The organism is Catenuloplanes indicus, assembly GCF_030813715.1.
Classification (GTDB): domain Bacteria; phylum Actinomycetota; class Actinomycetes; order Mycobacteriales; family Micromonosporaceae; genus Catenuloplanes; species Catenuloplanes indicus.
Genome location: NZ_JAUSUZ010000001.1, coordinates 407,299 through 426,252, shown reverse-complemented (window position 1 = coordinate 426,252; position 18,954 = coordinate 407,299). Strand labels below are relative to the sequence as shown.

18 protein-coding genes and 1 riboswitch are annotated in these 18,954 nt (G+C 73.8%); of the genes, 9 read left to right on the top strand and 9 right to left on the bottom strand.

Annotated elements, in window-relative coordinates:
* Nucleotide 1 precedes the first annotated feature (1 nt).
* From J2S42_RS02310 to J2S42_RS02290, 5 genes are read right to left on the bottom strand one after another with little or no spacing between them, the layout of a single operon-like run.
* Nucleotides 2-1,273, bottom strand: coding sequence for a cation:proton antiporter (locus J2S42_RS02310; RefSeq protein ID WP_307234715.1), 1,272 nt, complete (start codon nucleotides 1,271-1,273; stop codon nucleotides 2-4).
* On the bottom strand, nucleotides 1,270-2,601 hold the full coding sequence (locus J2S42_RS02305) for a cytochrome P450 (RefSeq protein ID WP_307234713.1): 1,332 nt from the start codon (nucleotides 2,599-2,601) through the stop codon (nucleotides 1,270-1,272). Before J2S42_RS02305 ends, J2S42_RS02310 begins: the two co-directional genes overlap by 4 nt.
* A complete protein-coding gene (locus J2S42_RS02300; RefSeq protein ID WP_307234711.1) occupies nucleotides 2,598-3,605 on the bottom strand; it encodes an alpha-hydroxy acid oxidase in 1,008 nt (335 codons plus the stop codon). Before J2S42_RS02300 ends, J2S42_RS02305 begins: the two co-directional genes overlap by 4 nt.
* Before the next feature lie 5 nt (nucleotides 3,606-3,610).
* Nucleotides 3,611-5,164, bottom strand: a complete 1,554-nt coding sequence (locus tag J2S42_RS02295) for an NAD(P)-binding domain-containing protein (RefSeq protein WP_307234709.1) — start codon at nucleotides 5,162-5,164, stop codon at nucleotides 3,611-3,613.
* Nucleotides 5,165-5,174: 10 nt separating this feature from the next.
* A complete protein-coding gene (locus J2S42_RS02290; RefSeq protein ID WP_307234708.1) occupies nucleotides 5,175-6,656 on the bottom strand; it encodes an aromatic amino acid ammonia-lyase in 1,482 nt (493 codons plus the stop codon).
* A gap of 63 nt (nucleotides 6,657-6,719) precedes the next feature.
* Between J2S42_RS02290 and J2S42_RS02285 the strand changes: the two genes are divergently transcribed.
* The 6 genes from J2S42_RS02285 to J2S42_RS02260 all read left to right on the top strand — a co-directional run bounded on the left by J2S42_RS02285 (nucleotide 6,720) and on the right by J2S42_RS02260 (nucleotide 13,507).
* Nucleotides 6,720-8,267, top strand: coding sequence for an NAD(P)-binding domain-containing protein (locus J2S42_RS02285; RefSeq protein WP_307234706.1), 1,548 nt, complete (start codon nucleotides 6,720-6,722; stop codon nucleotides 8,265-8,267).
* Entirely contained in the window at nucleotides 8,260-9,717 is a 1,458-nt protein-coding gene (locus tag J2S42_RS02280) for a class I adenylate-forming enzyme family protein (RefSeq protein WP_307234704.1), read from the top strand. The genes J2S42_RS02285 and J2S42_RS02280 overlap by 8 nt, the downstream gene beginning before the upstream one ends.
* 89 nt (nucleotides 9,718-9,806) lie before the next feature.
* Nucleotides 9,807-10,496, top strand: coding sequence for a response regulator transcription factor (locus tag J2S42_RS02275; RefSeq protein ID WP_307234702.1), 690 nt, complete (start codon nucleotides 9,807-9,809; stop codon nucleotides 10,494-10,496).
* A complete protein-coding gene (locus tag J2S42_RS02270; RefSeq protein ID WP_307234700.1) occupies nucleotides 10,493-11,515 on the top strand; it encodes a sensor histidine kinase in 1,023 nt (340 codons plus the stop codon). The genes J2S42_RS02275 and J2S42_RS02270 overlap by 4 nt, the downstream gene beginning before the upstream one ends.
* Before the next feature lie 36 nt (nucleotides 11,516-11,551).
* Nucleotides 11,552-12,160 carry a DM13 domain-containing protein gene (locus tag J2S42_RS02265; RefSeq protein ID WP_307234698.1) on the top strand — a complete coding sequence of 203 codons (609 nt, stop codon included), beginning with the start codon at nucleotides 11,552-11,554 and terminating at the stop codon, nucleotides 12,158-12,160.
* Between the two features lie 429 nt (nucleotides 12,161-12,589).
* The gene (locus J2S42_RS02260; RefSeq protein WP_307234696.1) at nucleotides 12,590-13,507 is read left to right on the top strand and encodes an NADP-dependent oxidoreductase; all 918 of its coding nucleotides are present in this window, start codon (nucleotides 12,590-12,592) and stop codon (nucleotides 13,505-13,507) included.
* Nucleotides 13,508-13,667: 160 nt separating this feature from the next.
* Here the strand turns inward: J2S42_RS02260 and J2S42_RS02255 are convergent, their stop codons facing one another.
* Entirely contained in the window at nucleotides 13,668-14,168 is a 501-nt protein-coding gene (locus J2S42_RS02255; RefSeq protein WP_307234694.1) for a MarR family winged helix-turn-helix transcriptional regulator, read from the bottom strand.
* 92 nt (nucleotides 14,169-14,260) lie between these two features.
* Between J2S42_RS02255 and J2S42_RS02250 the strand changes: the two genes are divergently transcribed.
* On the top strand, nucleotides 14,261-15,208 hold the full coding sequence (locus J2S42_RS02250) for an NmrA/HSCARG family protein (protein ID WP_307234692.1): 948 nt from the start codon (nucleotides 14,261-14,263) through the stop codon (nucleotides 15,206-15,208).
* Between the two features lie 330 nt (nucleotides 15,209-15,538).
* On the opposite strand, the gene J2S42_RS02245 is transcribed toward J2S42_RS02250, so the two are convergent.
* Nucleotides 15,539-15,691: a hypothetical protein gene (locus tag J2S42_RS02245; protein ID WP_307234690.1), complete on the bottom strand. Its 153-nt coding sequence runs from the start codon at nucleotides 15,689-15,691 to the stop codon at nucleotides 15,539-15,541.
* A gap of 115 nt (nucleotides 15,692-15,806) precedes the next feature.
* Nucleotides 15,807-16,154 carry a hypothetical protein gene (locus J2S42_RS02240; RefSeq protein ID WP_307234688.1) on the bottom strand — a complete coding sequence of 116 codons (348 nt, stop codon included), beginning with the start codon at nucleotides 16,152-16,154 and terminating at the stop codon, nucleotides 15,807-15,809.
* On the opposite strand from J2S42_RS02240, the gene J2S42_RS41850 reads away from it, so the two are divergent.
* Together J2S42_RS41850 and J2S42_RS02230 are read left to right on the top strand one after the other, a co-directional pair.
* A complete protein-coding gene (locus J2S42_RS41850) occupies nucleotides 16,074-16,319 on the top strand; it encodes a hypothetical protein (protein WP_370879136.1) in 246 nt (81 codons plus the stop codon). The genes J2S42_RS02240 and J2S42_RS41850 overlap by 81 nt on opposite strands.
* A 51-nt stretch (nucleotides 16,320-16,370) precedes the next feature.
* Nucleotides 16,371-18,140 carry a DEAD/DEAH box helicase gene (locus J2S42_RS02230; RefSeq protein ID WP_307234684.1) on the top strand — a complete coding sequence of 590 codons (1,770 nt, stop codon included), beginning with the start codon at nucleotides 16,371-16,373 and terminating at the stop codon, nucleotides 18,138-18,140.
* 154 nt (nucleotides 18,141-18,294) lie between these two features.
* Here J2S42_RS02230 and J2S42_RS02225 read toward each other — a convergent pair whose 3' ends face one another.
* Complete coding sequence (locus tag J2S42_RS02225; protein WP_307234681.1) at nucleotides 18,295-18,516, bottom strand: hypothetical protein; 222 nt, start codon at nucleotides 18,514-18,516, stop codon at nucleotides 18,295-18,297.
* A 171-nt stretch (nucleotides 18,517-18,687) separates the two neighbouring features.
* A riboswitch (cobalamin riboswitch) is annotated at nucleotides 18,688-18,904 on the top strand.
* Nucleotides 18,905-18,954: the final 50 nt, after the last annotated feature.

Sequence of the window (18,954 nt, the reverse complement as noted above, 5' to 3'; positions counted from 1 at the left end):
CCTAGATTCGGAGGGAACCAACAACGGGTGCGGGTGAAACCGGGATCGCCCGCCTGGACTCGCGCCGCTCGATCCAGGACAGCAGCGGCGTCGTCATCAGCGTGGTCACCAGCGCGACCAGCACCAGCGCGGTGAACAGCGCCGGGCCGACGATCCCCGCCTCCAGCCCCACGTTCAGCGCGATCAGCTGCATCAGGCCGCGCGCGTTCATCAGCGTGCCGACGCGCAGCGCGACCGGCTGCGGTTCGCCGCGCAGCCGGGCCGCGGCCCAGCAGCCGCCGAACTTGCCGGCCACCGCCAGCGCCACGCAGGCCAGCGCGAACAGCAGCACGGCCGGGTCGGACAGCAGCGCGAACTCGGTGCGCAGCCCGGAGTACGTGAAGAACAGCGGCAGGAACACGATCTGGCAGATCGGCGTGAGCGTGCCGACCACCGACTCGGTGCGTGCGGTGCGCGGCATGACGACGCCGACCGCGAACGCGCCGAACACCGCGTAGAGCCCGATCTCGTCGGTGTACCAGGCGACCAGGAACAGCAGTGCGACCGTGCCGAGCAGCCGGGCGGTGTCCCCGATCCGGTCGCTGGTCATCAGGATCCGGGTGACCGGGCGTCCGGCGAACCAGAGCAGCGCCGCGAACAGCGCCGCGCCGCCGACCGTTACCAGCGCGGGCAGTGCGGCGCCGGACGCGACCGCGAGCACGCAGGCGAGCAGGATCCACGCGACCACGTCGTCGATCGCGCCGCTGGCCAGCGCGACCGAGCCGTACCGGGTGCCGGCCAGGCCGCGTTCGGTGATGATCCGGGCCAGCATCGGGAACGCGGTGATGGCCAGCGCCACGCCCACGAACGCGGCCGACACGCCGATCGGCACACCGTTTTGGAGCACCGCGACCCGATCGCCGGTGGCCAGCACCAGCAGCACGCCGAGCGACAGCGGCACGAACACGCCGGCGACGGAGACCGCGCCCGCGGTGCCGGCCAGCCCGGCGATGCGGTGCGAGCGGAACGCGTACCCCGCCTGGAACATGAAGATGACCAGGCCGACCTGGCCGACCACGTACAGCACCGGGTAGAGCTCGCGCGGGAACAGCGCGGCCTGCACCTGGGGCAGGAACAGGCCGAGCAGCGACGGGCCGAGCAGCACACCGGCCAGCATCTCGCTGACCACGGCGGGCTGACCGGCCCGGCCGAGCAGCCACGAGACGCCCCGGCAGAACACCAGTATCACGGCGACCGCGATGAAGAACCGCGGTGCCAGGTCGACGGGATTCACAGGCCTCCCCTTTCGAAGTGGGTGGTGCACAACCGCTGCCGCCGCGCGTCGACCACCATCACGGTGCCCAGCACCAGCTGGGTGAGGCTGCGGCCGACGTCCGCCCACCGGTCGCGCCATCGCATCGCGGTCAGCCGGAACCGGCCCGGCGGGCGGGCGCCGGCCGGGGTCAGGAAGCACGGGCCGCGCGACGGCAGCGACCGGGTGTGCGAGACGGACGAGGCGAGCGCGTACCGGCGCAGCACCTCGCGGACCGCGGCGCGCAGCATCACCGGCGCGGAGCCGCGGGCCGGGCAGGCCCGGTTCGCCACCACGCCGAACGGGATGAAGTGCGCGTCGCGCCGGCGTAGCGTGCGCCACCGGTCCGGGTCGAAGACCGGGTCCGCGGCCGGCCCGGTGCGCTGGTACGCGAGGTAGTTGAACAGCAGCACGGAACCGGCCGGGAGCGTCACGTCCGGCGTGACCTCGATCGGCGCGGACGTGATCCGGTGCGCCACGCCGAACAGCGGGTGCACGCGCAGCGTCTCGTCGATGATCCGGTCCAGCTCGTCGTCGTCCGGCGCCGCGGACCGGCCGGGGTACTGCGCGATCGCGAGGAGCACGTGCGCGGCCGCCTCCGACATCTGCACCACGGCGGTGTTGAAGAACGCGCCCTGCAGATACCACGCGGTCTCCTGCGCGGTGAACGGCGGCGGCAGCGTGACCGGCGCGGTGCCGTCCTCGACCCGGCCGCGCAGGTAGCGGGTGAGCCGGTCGCGCCGGTCGAGGTGCCGCAGCCCGCAGCACTTCAGCGCGGTCACCACGTCGTCCGCGTTCGCCACGATCATGGCCCGCACGTCCGGCGGGCAGTCCTCGCCGAAGACCAGCTCGTGGTAGACCTCGGCCCAGACCGGCATCATCAGGTCGCGCAGCCGCACCGGACTCGGCCGGCCGCCCGGCAGCGCGTCCAGGGCACGCCGGGTCGCGGCCGTGGCCAGCGCGTCGGCGCGCGCGTGCGGCACCGCCAGGACCCTGCGGCTGATCCGGGCGACCGTGGTGTAGCGCTCCCCGGGCTCCAGGTGCTCCTGGTGCATCTGCGGGCCGGGCGCCAGCCAGTACCAGAACAGGTCGGACAGGCCGGCGCCGCGGCTGCGCCCGTCCGCGGCCGGATGCTCGTACACGCGCCGGAAGTGCTCCGCGCCGACCAGCGGGCCGGGCACCGGGATGCCCTCGGTCCCGTTCACCCGCGCGAAGATCCACTCCCGGAGGCGCACCACCGTGGCCGGCAGCCACCGCGGCAGCGACCACACACCCAGGACCAGCAGCAACGGTACGGCGACCGCGGTCATGGCCGCACCTCCCGTACCAGGTCCGGCGGAAGATCCGCGAGCGTGGCCGCGCCGCACAGCGCCATCACCCGCACCACGTCCTCGTGCAGCTCCGTCAGCACGCCCGCGACGCCGTCCCGCCCGCCCGCGGCCAGCCCCCAGAGCACCGGCCGCCCGATCAGCACCGCGGAGGCGCCGCGCGCGAGCGCGGTGACCACGTCGGCGCCGCGCCGCACACCGCCGTCCAGCAGCACCGGGATGCGGCCGCGAACCGCCGCCGCCACGGCCGGGAGCGCGTCGATCGTGGCGACCGCGCCGTCCAGCTGCCGGCCGCCGTGATTGGAGACGATCACGCCGTCCAGGCCGCGGGCCACCGCCTCGGCCGCGTCCGCCGGGTGCAGCACGCCCTTGACCAGGATCGGCAGCCGGGTCGTGGTGCGCAGCCGCACCACGTCGTCCCAGCCGAGCGACGGGTCCATGACGATGTCCCGGATCCGGCCGGTCGCCGGGTCGCGCAGGTTCTCGCAGACCAGGCCGGCCGGCAGGTCCAGGAAGCCGTTGCGCAGGTCGCGCTCGCGGCGGCCGAACACCGGCGAGTCCACGGTCACCACCAGCGCGGTCACACCGGCCGCCTCGGCGCGCTCGACCAGGTGTGCGGTGAAGTCCCGGTCCGGCTGCGGGTAGAGCTGGAACCACAGCCGCGCGCCGGTGTCCGCGATCCGCTCGATCGGCGTGGTCGCGGCCATGCTGACGGTCAGCACCGTGCCGGTGTCCCGGGCCGCGCGCGCGGTGGCGACCTCGCCGTCCGGGTGGGCGAGCCGGTGGAACGCGGTCGGCGCGATCAGCACCGGGCCGGGCAGCGCGGCCCCGAGCAGCGTCAGGCCGGGGTCCGGCGTGCCGGTCGCGCGCAGCACCCGGGGGAGCAGCCGCAGCCGGTCGAACGCGGCCGCGTTCGCGCGCACGGTCCGCTCCTCGCCCGCGCCGCCGGCGAAGAAGTCCCGGTGCACCGGGTCGAGGCCGGCCACGGCGCTCAGGCCGCGAGCCGGGCGGCGACGAACGCGCGCAGCGGCGCGACGTGCACGTCCGGCCGGTCCCAGCGGTTCTCCAGGTTCTCCGCCAGGTGGTGCACGCCGTCCGGGACGCCGTCGCGGTAGTGCCGGACCACCGGGTGCAGGTACGCGGCGTCGTGCGCGACCCCCGGCGTGTCCTGCGCGATCCGGGACACCTCGATGTCGAACGGGTCGACGGTGTCGTGGTCCGGTCCGTACTCCAGCGTGACCACGAACGCGTGCGCGGGCGTGCCCAGGCCGCCCTCGCGGTGGTACGCGACCGGCACCTCCTCGTGGTAGCGCACGTCGGAGCCGGTCACCGTGACCACGTCGCCCAGCACCGCGAACTGCTGCCACAGGCCCGACGAACGGTTGACCCGGGCGATGATCGCGTCGGTGATCCCGTCCGCCGGGATCGCCGCGGCGGGCCACGGCACCCCCGCGTACCGCTGGCGAAGGATCTTGTGCAACGCGCGCACCGCGTACCGGAAGCCGTGGATGAACCCGTTGGTGGACTTCTTGAAGTCGCGCTCCTGGCTCAGCGTGCCCGCCACGAACAGGCCGGGCACGCTCACCGACTCGAACGCCGGGGTCTGCGCCGGGAACCGGTCCTTGATCACCAGCGCGGGCCGGGCGGCTGCGTCGAAGATCGACGCGTCGAACGCGAAGCCGGTGCATGCGATCACCCGGTCGTATCGCAGCTCCTTGACCAGCTCGTCCGCCCGGGAGAACGCGAACGCGACCCGGAACCCGTCCGCGTCCTTCTCGATGCTCCGGACCGTGCCGTCCAGCACCGCGTTCGCGGACTTCAGCTGGTACGTGTCCAGGAAGTTGTTGTTCACGGCCCGCAGATGCCCGACGTAGTGCGTGCGCCACGCCATCCGCACCGGGCTCGGCCCGGCCACGTGGATCAGCGCGGTCGTCTCCATCAGCGCGTCCGCGGTCTCGAACGCGGCGTTGCCCTTGCCGATGATCAGCACCCGCTGATCCCAGTAGTCGCGCGGGTCGGTGGAGATGTCCGCGTAGTTCTCGGCCAGCTCGATGCCCGGGATCTCGGCCGCCGGGTACGGCCGCGACACGCCGGTCGCCACGATCAGCGCGCGCCCGCGCCACACGTCGCCGCGCTGGTCGGTCACCTCGAACACGCCGTCGCCCGCGCGGCTCACCCGGACCGCCTCGGTGTCGTAGCGGATCCGGTGTGCCAACGGCGCGGCCACGTCCGCCAGGTAGCGGACCATGTCGTCCGCGTGCGGGAAGTACCGCTCGCTGTACCGGGTGAAGCGCAGTGCCGGGTCCGCGGTCAGCAGCGAGTTCCAGTCGAACCGCAGGTTCAGCTCCGGGTCGCCGGTCCCGGTCCGCGGCTTGTTGATCGAGATCAGCGTCCGGTGCCGCGGGTAGCGGGCGAAGAAGGCGCCGGGCACCGCGGCCCGCTCCAGCACCAGATGGTCGTCGCCACTTGCCTCCAGCAGGGTGGCCAGCTGCAGCCCCGCCGGCCCGGCGCCGAGGATGAGGTAATCACGCGTCGCTTCGGTCACGGTAGCGACGCTAGGCAGCACGATTCAGAAAAAACTCAGCCGTCACGTCCGCGGCCCGGCGGACGTCCGCGTCCAGCGGCCGGTCCGGGTCGACCGGCGGGATCGCGTGCTCCAGCCGGTCCAGCAGCGCCGCGCAGGCCGCAGCGGTGGGTTGCCGCGCGCCGGCGTGCGCGGCCTGGCGCAGGCCGAGCGCGAGCGAGCCGCACAGCAGATGCAGCAGCCCGGCGCCGTCGTAGGCGCGCAACGCGGCCTGTGTACCGAACGGCACCACGTCCTGGTTGTGCAGGTTGGTCGGCAGGCTCTGCACGCTCGCCGGCGTCGCGTCCCGGCGCAACTGCGCCACGAACGCGGTGGTGGCCAGCTGCACGCCCTGCAACCCGTGCTGCTGGCCGGGACCGGCCGCCAGCATCGGCGGCAGGCCGGTGTTGCGAGCCGGATCGACCAGCAGGTCCAGCTGCCGCTCCGCGAGCGTGCCGAGCTGCGCGGTGACCGCGGCCAGCAGGTCCGCGGCGAACGCGGCCGGCTGGCCGAAGAAGTTCCCGCCGTGCACCACGCCCTCGCCCGGGAACAGCAGCGGGTTGTCGCTGACCGAGCGCAGGTCGTTCATGACCACGGTGTCGACGTAGGACAGCGCGTCCTCGGCGGCACCGAGCAGCTGCGGCGCGCACCGGATGCTGTACGGCTCCTGCAACGGCCGCGTCCCGGACGGCCGGACCCCGGCCAGCCGCTCGCGCATGCGGGCCGCGACCACGGCCGCGCCCGGGTGCGCGTAGGCCGCGATCAGCCGGGCGTCCAGGAACTGCGTATCGCAGCCGAGCAGGTCGGCCAGCAGCGCGGTCAGGTCCTGCAACGCGCGGTGCGAGCGGCGGACCGCGCGCTGCGCGAGCGCGAGCGCGGCCGTGGTCACCGAGACGCCGTTGACCAGCGCGAGCGCGTCCCGGCCGTCCAGCGTCAGCGGTGTCAGCCCGGCCTTCTCCAGCGCGGCCGCGGCCGGCAGGCGCTCACCGGCGAGATAGGCGTGCCCGCGCCCGCGCAGCGCCTGCGCCGCATAGGCCAGCGGGATCAGGTCGCCGGACGCGCCGACCGAGCCGTACCGGGGCACGGCCGGGGTGAAATCGGTGCCGAGCGCGGCGGCCAGCGCGTCGATCACGTGCGGCGACACGCCGGACCGGCCGCGGGCCAGGGAACCGGCGCGGACCAGCAGCGCGGCCCGGACCAGCGGCAGCGGCAGGTCCGGGCCCTGACCGGCGCCCAGGTGCGCGAGCGTGTTGTCGGCCTGGTCCGCGTCGGTGGCCCGGCCGGGATAGCCGACCAGCGCGCCGAAGCCGGTGGTCTGGCCGTAGATCGGGGTATTACCGTCGCGGGACTCGGCGAGGAAGCGGCGGCCGGCGGCGACGGACTCCCGTACCGGTGCGGGAACGTCCACCGGGATCGGCGCGGCGGCCGCGTGCAGGTCGTCGGCGGTCAGCGGCCCGGGCAGCGAGATCGGCATGCGCGAAGGCTAGGCAGCGCTTCTCAGAACGGCTCTGAGAACCCGTGACTAGCGTCGCCCGGCATGACGCGCGACTACCTGATCATCGGTGCCGGCCCGGCCGGCGTGCAGCTCGCCGCGCTGCTGGACCGCGACGGGCGGGACTTCGTGGTGCTGGAGGCGGGCCCGGCGCCCGGCACGTTCTTCACCACCTACCCCCGGCACCGGCAGCTGATCTCCATCAACAAGGTCTACACCGGGCACACCGACCCGGAGCGCAACCTGCGGATGGACTGGAACTCGCTGCTGACCGACGATCCGGCGCTGCGGTTCGGCAACTACAGCCGCCGCTACTTCCCGGCCGCGGACGACCTGCTGCGCTACCTGGCGGACATCGCGGCACCGCTCGCCGCGAGGATCTCGTACGACACCGCGGTGGTCCGGGTGTCCCGTGACGGCGACGGCGACTTCGCGGTCGAGGACGCGCACGGCACGGTGCACCGGGCCCGCGCGGTGGTGGTCGCGACCGGCGTCTCGAGGCTGTACGTGCCGCCGATCCCGGGCGCGGAGCTGGCCGAGCGCTACGACACGGTGAGCGTGGACCCGGCGGACTTCACGAACCAGCGGGTGCTGATCATCGGCAAGGGCAACTCCGCGTTCGAGACCGCGGACGCGCTGATGGAGACGACCGCGGTCACCCACGTGGCCGGCCCGCACGCGGTGCGGTTCGCCTGGCAGACGCACTACGTCGGGCACCTGCGGGCCGTGAACAACAACTTCCTGGACACCTACCAGCTGAAGTCCGGCAACGCGGTGCTGGACGGCACGGTCGAGCGGATCGAGAAGCGGGCGGACGGCGGTTACCGGGTCGAGTTCCGCTACGCGCGCACGCACGAGGCGATCCGGGTGCTGCACTACGACCGGATCATCCTGTGCACCGGCTTCCGCTTCGACGCCTCGATCTTCGACGACTCCGCCCGGCCCGCGCTGGTGATCAACGACCGGTTCCCGGAGCAGACCCCGGCGTTCGAGTCGGTGAGCGTGCCCGGCCTGTTCTTCGCCGGCACGCTCACCCAGCAGCGCGACTTCAAGAAGTCGACCAGCGGCTTCATCCACGGCTTCCGCTACGCCGTGCGCGCGTTGCACCGGATCCTGACCCAGCGGTACGAGCGTGCGCCGTGGCCCGCGACCGCGCTGTCCCGGGACGGGATCACCGACGCGATCATCGCCCGGGTCAACCGTTCGTCGGGCCTGTGGCAGCAGTTCGCGGTGCTGGGCGACGTGGTCACGGTGACCGGCTCCGACGTGCGCTACCACGAGGAGGTGCCGGTCGCGTACCACCGCGAGGGCGGCCTGGGCACGCCCGCGCACGCGTTCGTGGTCACGCTGGAGTACGGACCGGACCACGACACCGTCGACCCGTTCGACATCACGGTCCCGCGGATCGCGGAGAACGACCCGCTGGCCGCGCACGACGCCAGCTACCTGCACCCGGTCGTCCGGCACTACCGGGACGGCGTGCCGGCCGGCGAGCACCACCTGGCGGAGAATCTGGAGAACGAGTGGGACCTGCCCGCGGTGCACCGGATGCCGCTGGAGGTCTTCGTGAAGGAGTGCCTCGCGGATGGCTGACCGGCCGTACCCCGGTGTGCTCCTGGACCTGCTGCACGCGGCCGGTGACCGGGTCGTCTTCGAGGAACCGGGCCGGGCCACCACCGGCGCGCGACTGCTGGCGCTGACCGGCCGGATCAGCGGCGGCCTGGCCGGGGCCGGCGTCCGGCCCGGCGACGGCCTGGCGCTCGCGGTCGGTGTCACGGCCGAGGCGCTGGCCACCGTGCTCGCGGCGCACACGGTGGGTGCGCGGGTGACCGGTATCCGGCCCGGCCTGCCCGAACGGCACCTCGCCCACGTGCTGGACCAGGGCGACATCGCCGTGGTGGCGGACGCCGGCCGGGCCGCGTCGCTGCCCGCGGTGCCGCGCCTGCTCACCGTGGAGTCGCTGCGCGCCGGCCCGGACGAGGAGCCGGTGCCGGCCGCGCGGCCGGACGACATCGCCCGGGTGATCCACACCAGCGGCAGCACCGGGTTGCCGAAGGGCGCGCTGCAGACCTACGCCGCGCTCGCCGCGGGCTGGGCGCCGCACCCGGACCGGTGGCCGCTCGCGCTGCGCCGGCTGGCCCCGCGGCTCGGCCGGCACCTGGTCTTCGGCACGCTCGCCAGCCAGGTGATGTTCGAGTACGGCACGATGGCGCTCGCGGCCGGTGGCACGCTGATCGCGGCCGCGCCGGACCTGCCCGGCGCGATCGTCCGGCACCGCGCCACGTCCACCGTGATCACCGTGGCGAAGCTGCGCGCCCTGGTGAGGGCGGCCCGCGCGGACCGGGCCGGTCCGCAGACGCTGCGCGCGCTGATGGTCTCCGGCTCACCGCTCGACCCGGGGCTGCTCGCCGAGGCGATCGACGTGCTCGGCCCGGTGATCTTCCACGGGTACGGGCAGACCGAGACCGGCATGATCACGATGGCGGCGCCGGAGGAGATGGCCGATCCGCGGGTGCGCGCCTCGGTCGGCCGGCCACCGGACGAGAACACGGTCGAGATCCGGGACTCCGGCGGGCGGCCGGTGCCGCCCGGCGAGATCGGCGAGGTGTTCGTGCGCACGCCCGGACAGGCCTGCGGCTACCTGGGCGACCCCGCGGAGACCGCCGCGGTCTTCGCCGACGGCTGGGTGCGCACCCGCGACCTCGGCCGCCTCGACCCGGACGGCTACCTGCACCTGGCCGGCCGCACCCGCGACGTGATCATCGTGAACGCGAACGTGCAGTACGCGGTCCCGATCGAGCGGGTGCTCGCGGCGCACCCGTCGGTCGCGGAGGTGTGCGTGGCCGGGGAGCCGTCCCCGGTCACCGGCGAGGCGGTGCACGCGTACGTCGTACCCGCGGCAGCAGATCTCGATCGTGATCTGCTGCGCGGCCTGGTGCGCGCGGAACTGGGCGCGGACGCGGTGCCGGCACGCATCACCGTGCTCGACCGGATCCCGCTGACCCCGGCCGGCAAGCCGGACCGGGAGGCGCTCCGGCGCTGACCGGCCCCGGCCCGCGCCATCAGCCGTTCCGGTGGAACGTAAGGAATCCGAAAGAACCAGGGCCGGCCGGGCTGGGTAGCCTGACCCGGGTGGGACATTCGGTGCTGGTCGTCGACGACGATCCGATCGTCAGCGACGTCGTGCGGCGCTACCTGGAGCAGGACGGCTGCGAGGTGCGGCTGGCCGCGGACGGCGCGGCCGGCCTGGCCGCGATCGCGGCGGCGCGGCCCGACCTGGTCGTCCTGGACCTGATGATGCCGGGCGTGGACGGCCTCGAGGTCTGCCGGCGGCTGCGGCGTGAGCAGCCGGACCTGCCGGTCGTCATGCTGACCGCGCTCGGCGAGGAGGCCGACCGGGTGCTCGGCCTGGAGGTCGGCGCGGACGACTACGTCACCAAGCCGTTCTCGCCGCGCGAACTGGTGCTGCGGATCCGGTCCGTGCTGCGCCGCACCACCGGGGCGCCGGCCGGGCCGCTGCTGCTCGCGGACGGTGACCTGGTCGTCGACACCGCGCGCCGGATCGCCACCCGGGCCGGGGTGCCGCTGTCGCTGACCGTGCGCGAGTTCGACCTGCTGGCGTTCCTGCTCGGCAGTCCCGGCCGGGCCTGGTCGCGCACCGACCTGCTGAGCCGGGTGTGGGGCTGGCAGTTCGGCGACCAGTCGACCGTGACCGTGCACGTGCGCCGGCTGCGCGAGAAGATCGAGGACGACCCGGCCGCGCCGCGCCGGATCCACACGGTCTGGGGCGTCGGCTACCGCTACGAGACGACCGGCCGATGACCGACCTGCTGCTGATCGGCGGGTACGCGCTGCTGGCCGGCGGCGTGGTCGGCGCCGGGGGAGCGCTGGCCCTGCGTCTGCTGCGCGGCCGGTCGATCCTGGTGCACATCCTGCTGCTGCTGGCCGTCACCGTGCTGGCGGTTGTCGCCGGTGTGGTCACGGTCGCGTACGCGATGTTCCTGTCCGGGCACGACCTGGGCGTCGTGCTGGTCACGGTCGGCGCGTCCGCCGTGGTGAGCCTGCTCGTCGGCGGCCTGTTCGGGCACCGGCTGGCCGCGGCCGCGGTCTGGGCGCGCGCGGCCCGGGACCGGGAGCGCCGGATCGAGGCCGGCCGCCGTGAGCTGGTCGCCTGGGTCTCGCACGACCTGCGCACGCCGCTGGCCGGGCTGCGTGCGATGGCGGAGGCGCTCGAGGACGGCGTGGTCGGCGATCCGGCCACCGCGGCGGAGTACCACCGGCGGATCCGGGTCGAGGCGGACCGGATGGCGCAGCTGGTCGACGACCTGTTCGAACTGTCCCGGATCAACGCGGGCGCGCTGCGGCTGGCACCCACGGCCGTACCGCTGCGGGATCTGGTGTCCGACGCGCTGGCCGGCGTCGCGCCGCTGGCCGCGAGCCGCCGGATCACGCTGGACGCGCCGGAGACGGGCTGGCCGGTGGTCCGGGCGTCGGAACGGGAACTGGCCCGGGTGATCAGCAACCTGCTGATCAACTCGGTGCGGTACACGCCGGCCGACGGCACGGTCCGCGTCGAGGCCGGCCGGGACCACTCGGACGTGTGGCTCGCGGTCTCCGACACCTGCGGCGGCATCCCGGAACCGGACCTGGCCCGGGTCTTCGACGTGGCGTTCCGCGGCGAGCGGTCACGCACGCCGGACCCGGCGCACACCGGTGGTGGCCTCGGGCTGGCGATCGTCCGCGGGCTGGTCGAGGCGCACGGCGGCCGGGTCGGCGTGCGCAACGCCGGCGGCGGCTGCCGGTTCGAGGTGCGGCTGCCGGCCGCCGTCACCGAACGGTAAGGGTCCGACCGGGCCGGTGTGCGGTCTACTGAGGACATGCTGATCCGACTTCTCCGCGCACCCGCGACCTGGGCGGTGGCCCTGTGCCTGGCCGTCGTCGCCGGTGCGGCTCTCTACTGGTTCCAGCCGTGGAAGCTGGTCACCGACCGTGAGGTCAACGACGAGCTCGCGGCCGTCCCGGCGCCGATGACCTCCGCGATGCCGATGGACTCCGCGATGCCGATGAACTCCGCGATGCCGATGACCTCCGCGATGGCGTCGGCCTCGGAGCCGGCACCGCCGTCCGGGCCGTCGGTCGTGCGGCAGGGCACGTTCATCAGCCACGAGCACGCCACCGAGGGCACCGCCCGGGTCGTGCGCCACCCGGACGGCTCGCACACGCTGGAGCTCGTCGGCCTGGACACGTCCGACGGTCCCGACCTGCGCGTCTGGCTCTCCGACCAGCCGGTCCGGCCGGGCACCGAGGGCTGGTACGTCTTCGACGACGGCGACCGGGTCGAGCTGGGCGCGCTGAAGGGCAACCGCGGCGACCAGACCTACGCGATCCCGGCCGGCACCGACCTGGACGCGCTGGACAGCGTCGCCATCTGGTGCATCCGGTTCTCCGTGTCGTTCGGTGCGGCCGCGCTCACGCCGGCCGGCTAGCCGCGGTCGCTCCACCCGGTGATCGTTTCGGCCAGGCTGGAGCGGTCACACCATGGGAGGCCGGATGGACCGGGCACAGCTCGCCGGCGTCCTCCGGACGCGCCGTGAGGCGTTGCAGCCGGAGGACGCCGGCCTGCCCAGCGCGCCCGGCGCCGGGCCGGTGGGCTGCACCGCGAGGAGGTCGCGGCGCCGGCCGGGATGCCGGCCGGCTACGACAACCGGATCGAGCGGCAGCGCGGGTCGGTGCCGTCCGCAGCAGTCGCACGGGTCGCTGGTCCTCACGGCCCTGCCGGGCTCACCGAGCGGCTCCGGCCGCCGGCCGCCGTCCGACACGTCACACCCCTTCCCGAAGTGCTTCGAATCTGAAGCGTGCTACGGTTCGCGGCAGCTTCGAAATCGAAGCAACTCTTCGCGAAGGAGGGTCCGGCCATGAAGGCCATGCGATTCCACGAGTACGGTGACCCGTCCGTCCTGCGCCTCGAGGACGTGAAGCGGCCGGTCCCCGGCCCCGGGCAGGTCCGGATCCGGGTGGCCGCGACGTCGTTCAACGGCGTCGACGCGAACATCCGGGCCGGCTACATGCGCGGCCCGATCCCGGTGGCGCTGCCGCACACACCGGGCTCGGACGTCGCCGGCACGGTCGACGCGCTCGGCGAGGGCGTGGACCGGTTCGCGGCCGGCGACGCGGTGATCGGCTTCCTCGGCCTGGTCGCGGTGGGCGCGTCCGCGGAATACGTGCTCGCGCCCGCCGGCATCCTGGCGCCCGCACCCGCGAGCATCCCGCTGGCGGACGCGGCCGCGCTCCCGGTGGCCGGCCTCACCGCGTGGCAGGCGCTGTTCGACCACGCGAAGCTGACCGCGGGTCAGCGTGTGCTGATCAACGGCGCGGGCGGCGCGGTCGGCGCCTACGCGGTGCAGCTGGCCAAGGGCGCCGGTGCGTACGTGATCGGCGTGACCGGCCCGCGCAGCGCGGACCGGGCCCGCGCCGCGGGCGCGGACGAGGTCCTCGACCGCGACGCCGGCGCCGTCACCGAGCCGGTCGACGCGGTGCTCAACCTCGCGCCGGTCACCCCGGACCGGCTGGCCGCGCTGGTCCCGCACATCGTGGACGGCGGCGTACTGGTCAACACCACGGTCTGGATGCCGGCCCCGTCCGACGAGGCGCGCGGCGTACGCGGCATCGATCTGTTCGTCCGCGGCGACGCCGCACAGCTGGCCGGCCTGGCCGCCCGGGTCGACGCCGGTGAGCTCACCGTCGACGTCGCCCGCCGGGTGCCGCTGGCCGGCCTGGCCACGGTGCACGCGGAGCCGGGCGCGGTCTCCGGCAAGACCGTCATCACGGTCTAGGCCCTGTATCGACGTGGATGGCCGGGCTGCGGCGAGGCCCGGGCGCCGCCTGGCCGCACGTCGCAAGAGCCCACATACAACACCGGTACGAGGGCTTCCACCCGGCACACCCGGACGACACCCGGACCACGCCTCGCTCCGACCCCACGTCGATACAGGACTAGCTCTTCCGCCTCGCCCTGGGCCTGGCCGACCGGGGCGGCGTGGCCCGCATGTGCCGGCGGACCCGGCCGAGCACGTCGTTGAGCGTGGCCAGGTCGCCGTCGGCCAGCGGGTCCAGCAGCAGGCGCCGGACATCGGCCACGTGCCCCGGCAGCACGCGGCCGACCAGGGCGCGGCCGGCGTCGGTGACGGTCACCATCACGCTGCGCTCGTCGTCCGGCGACGGCGAACGGGTGATCAGACCGCGCTTGTCCAGCAGCCCGGCCTGGTAGGTCAGGCCGCTGCGGCTGTGCACCAGCCCGTCGGCCAGGTCGGTCATCCGCAGCCGGCCCCCGGGCGCGTCGTTGAGCGTGGCCAGGATCTGGAACTGCAGGTAGCTGAGGTCGCCCTCGGCACGCAGGTGGCCGTCCACCGCGTACTGCAGCAGGTTCGCGACCTCCACCAGCGCGAAGTACGCGCCGAGTTCCTCGGGGGTCAGGCCGGCTGTCGCATCACTCACACCCCCATCCTACTTGCTTTGAATTCGAAACGAGCTATGGTTCAGAAGTGCTTCGAATCGGAAGCACCACATCGGTACGACAGGAGACCACCATGTCCGGCAAGAAACTGATCACCGTGCTCGGCGCGACCGGAGCCCAGGGCGGCGGCGTCGCCCGGGCGCTGCTGGCCGACGGCGAGTTCGCGGTCCGCGCCGTCACCCGCGACGCCGGCTCGCCCAAGGCGCGGGCGCTGGCCGCGCTCGGCGCCGAACTCGCCGAGGCGACGCTCGACGACGAGCGCAGCCTGCGTGCCGCGTTCGACGGCGCACACGGCGCGTTCCTGGTCACGCCGTACTGGGAGCACCGCTCGCCCGAGCGGGAACTCGCCGAGGTGGCGAACCTGATCGCCGCCGCGCAGTCCACCGGGCTGCGGCACGTGCTGTGGTCCACGCTCGAGGACACCCGCGAGGCCATCCCGGCCGGCGACGACCGGATGCCGATGCTCGACGGCGGCTACCGGGTGCCGCACTTCGACGTGAAGGGCGGCGCGGCGGACGCGCTGTTCGCCGCGTCCGGGCTGCCGGTCACGTACCTGCTGATGTCGTTCTACTGGGAGAACCTGCTCGGCAACCTCGCGCCGCAGCGCGACCCGGACGGCACGCTCGCGCTGCACCTGGCGACCGGTGACGCCCCGATCGCGGGCGTGTCCATGGACGACCTCGGCGCGATCGCGGCCCGCGTGCTCCAGCGGCCGGACGAGACGATCGGCGCCACGGTGCCGGTCGCGACCGAGCACCTGACCGGCGAGCAGATCGCGGCCGCGTTCGGCGACGTGCTCGGCGAGCCGGTCGCGTACCGGCCGCCGACCCACGACCAGCTGCGCGGCTTCGGCTTCCCGGGCGCGGAGGAGCTGGGCAACATGTTCCAGTACTACGCGGAGTTCCCGGAGTCGTACACCGGGCGACGGGACACCGCGGTCGCGCGGGAACTGCACCCGGGCTGGCAGAGCCTGGCCGGTTTCCTGGCCGCGCACCGCGCCGAACTGACCGTGCCGGCATGACCACGTCTCCGGCGCCGGGGTCCCCGGCGCCGGGCGCGGCACTCCGCGCGCCGTGCCACGCACCCGGCACGCCGGAGTGAGCGGAGGCCGGCACCGCTTCCGGCCCGGGGTGCCGGTCGACCCGGCCGGTGCGGTCATCGCCCGGCCGGTCGCCGACGTGACCGGCGCTCCCTACCGCAACAGGTACGTCCGTCGCCGCACCTTCCGCGACGACCGGATCAACGAGTACACGAACCCGGTGACCCGGGACCACCCTCGGCCTCTGACCCGCGCCGCCCCCGCGTCCCCTCGGACGCGGGGGCGGCGGGGTTCTCCGGTTCGGCTCCGCGCTCATGGCGAACGGCCGCCCTCGGTGCGGTCATCGAAGAAGTTCCTGACCGCATCCCACAGCAGATCCGGCATCCTGCCGTGTCGCGCGCCGGCGTGCGTGAGCGCAGCCGGATCGCACGGTTCCAACCACACCGCGGTCAACGGGGCCGTCACCGAGACCACGATGACCGACCCGCGCGGCGCCCGCCGCCGGTTCACCTTCGAGGACGCAGGGTTCGGTGCTCACCGACACCAGCGCGCACGGCACCGCGCTGGCGCGGACCGTCACCTACCAGTACGACGCGTCCGGCATGCCGCGCACCTCCAGCACCGACCAGCTCGGCCGGCGCACCGAGTGCATCCACAACGCGCGGGGCCGGGCCGACTCGGTGACGCGGATGGCCGGTACCGCGGACGCGCAGACCGAGCGGTTGGAGCTGGCGGATCGCCGGCCACCACCCGCCGTCCCCGGACGCCGCGGTGCGCCGACCCGGACGGGCGGATCATCGCGCTGGACGCGCACATCCGCCGTGCCAACCCGGGCGAGCGCCCACGGATGCTGCGGCGCGGCTACTCGTACCGCCGGGAGTCCGACGTGGGGCAGATCTTCATCAGCTACCAGCGGGACGTCGAGCACGTTTCGCCACCGTGCAGCGCCGCCTGGCCGGCGAGGCGCTGGAACGCTACACGCTGCCGTTCGGCGGCGGCTACTACTTCGTGCCCCCGACGACGGCCGCGCGATGCCGGCCGGATGACCCCGGCCGGCACCGGCGACGTGCCGGATCAACAGCTTCAAAACTGACAAACAACCCCATCGGGGGTACGGTCCGGCAGGTCTCCTATCGTTGACCTCATGGAACACGAACCGTTGGACACCGAGGCAGGCTTCTCCGGGCTGGGTCTGCGCGCGGAACTGCTGCGCGCGCTGACCACCCTCGGCTACGAGGAGCCGACCCCGATCCAGCGGGAGGCGATCCCGCCGCTCGTCGCCGGGCACGACCTGGTCGGCCAGGCCGCGACCGGCACCGGCAAGACCGCCGCGTTCTCGCTGCCGCTGCTGCAGGGCCTGGACGCGAACCGGCGCGAGACCGAACCGTGCGCGCTCGTCCTGGTGCCCACCCGTGAGCTGGCCGAACAGGTCTCCCAGGCGGTGCACCGGTACGGCAAGGAACTCGGCGTCCGCGTCCTGCCGGTGTACGGCGGCCAGCCGATCGGCCGGCAGCTCGGCGCGCTGGCCCGCGGTGTCGACGTGGTCGTCGGTACGCCCGGCCGGGTCCTCGACCACATCGACCGGGGCACGCTGCACCTCGGCGACGTACGCACGGTCGTGCTGGACGAGGCCGACGAGATGCTGGACATGGGCTTCGCCGAGGACATCGAGGCGATCCTGGCGGAGACGCCGGCGGAACGGCAGACCGTGCTGTTCTCCGCCACCATGCCGCCGCGGATCGACGCGATCGCGCGCCGCCACCTGCGCGAACCGGTCCGGATCACGATGGGCCGCAAGACCGTCGAGCCGGGCGAGATGCCGCTGGTCCGGCAGAGCGCCTACATCGTGGCCCGGCCCTACCGGGCGGCCGCGCTCGGCCGGATCCTGGACGTCGAGGCGCCGACCGCGGCGATCGTCTTCTGCCGTACCCGGGAAGAGGTCGACCAGGTCACCGAGACGCTGAACGGGCGCGGCTATCGCGCCGAGGCGCTGCACGGCGGGATGAGCCAGGACCAGCGCGACCGGGTGATGAACCGGCTGCGCGCCGGCACCACCGAGCTGCTGGTGGCGACGGACGTGGCCGCCCGCGGCCTGGACGTGGAACAGCTCACCCATGTGATCAACTTCAACGTGCCGGTCGCGCCGGAGGCGTACGTGCACCGCATCGGCCGGGTCGGCCGGGCCGGCCGCGAGGGGTGCGCGATCACCCTGGCGGAGCCGCGCGAGCAGCGCATGCTGAAGGCGATCGAGCGGCTGACCGGCCAGCGGATAACGCTGGAGAAGCTGCCGACCGTGACCGACCTGCGCGCCCGGCGCCTGGAACTGACCCGCGCGTCGCTGGAGACCGCGCTGGAGGGCGGCGACTTCGAGCGGTTCCGGGTCGTGCTCGAGTCGCTGACCGGCGAGCACGACGTCGAGGACGTCGCACTCGCCGCGATCAAGTTGCTGCACGAGGCGGCCGGCGGTGACGACGACGAGGAGGAGATCCCGTCGCCGGTCCCGCCGCGCGAGCGCACCCCCCGGAACCGCGACGACCGCCCGAGCGGCCGGGACAGCCGCCGGGACGGCCGCTCCGGCGACCGTGACCGGGACGGCCGCTTCGGTGACCGGGACCGGGACGGCGGTCCCGGCGACCGCGGCCGGTCCGGGCGGGACCACTCGTCCGACGCGGGGGTCACCCGGCTGTTCGTCGGGCTCGGCCGGCGTGCCGGGCTGCGCCCGCAGGATCTGGTCGGCGCGATCGCCGGCGAGTCCGGCATCAACTCCCGCGAGATCGGCGCCATCCAGATCACCGACCGGTTCTCCCTGGTCGAGGTTCCGGAATCGGCTGCGGACATGATCATCGACGCGCTCCAGCACAGCTTCATCCGCGGGCGCCGCCCATCCGTGCGGCGGGAGCGCTACAACCGCTGACCGGGTTCGGTGGGTGACAGGTCGAGAGCCGCGAGTCTCTGAGGGAAGAAGGTCAAGGGCTGCCTCCGGCGGGTCACGGCTCCGGGGAGGCGAGGATTCCCGGGGTGGCCGGGGTCCGCTGGGGGAGTGAGCTTCTCCGCCGTCGACGCGACCCTCAAGATCCTTCCATCCGCCACGCCCTTTCCGGCCGAGTGAAAGGGCGGTGGTGCATGGAAGGATCTTGAGTCCCAATGGTTACGTCGGGATTGTCGGGGGCGTGGTGCAGCCGTCTGTCCGTGGTGGTCTCGCGCTGGCCGGGTTCCTCGGCGAACACGCGGTGTCGCAGGCGGCGGATCCGGTCCCGATCGGTGGATGCGCCGGTGCGCAGCTCGACCATGCGGATGCTCCTTCCGCCGGAGCCGGAGCCGGAGCCGGAAGCGGGTATCCACGCACATAGAAGTATCGCGGTGGTCCGTCGTGGACACGGGGGCTCCGTTCCGGGAGCACTGTGTTGTTGGCGACACGCTGGTACGAGATGTAGTGGGTTGCGTGGCGGGCGTACCCAGATATGGTGTTGCACGCAGCTGGTTCGGGCGGTGCGGCGACGCGGTGCCCGAGGCAAGAGGGAACCCGGTGGAAATCCGGGACTGCCCCGCAGCGGTGAGTGGGAACGAAAGCCGTCACAAGCACTGGGTGTCGTCACAGGCGCCTGGGAAGCGACGGCCGGTAGGCAGAGCAGCACGGCGCCCGCGAGTCCGAAGACCTGCCAGCGCACCGCGCCGAAACGGACGCGCGGTGGTCCGAGGCCGCGCGGGACGGCCGACGCCGACCAGCC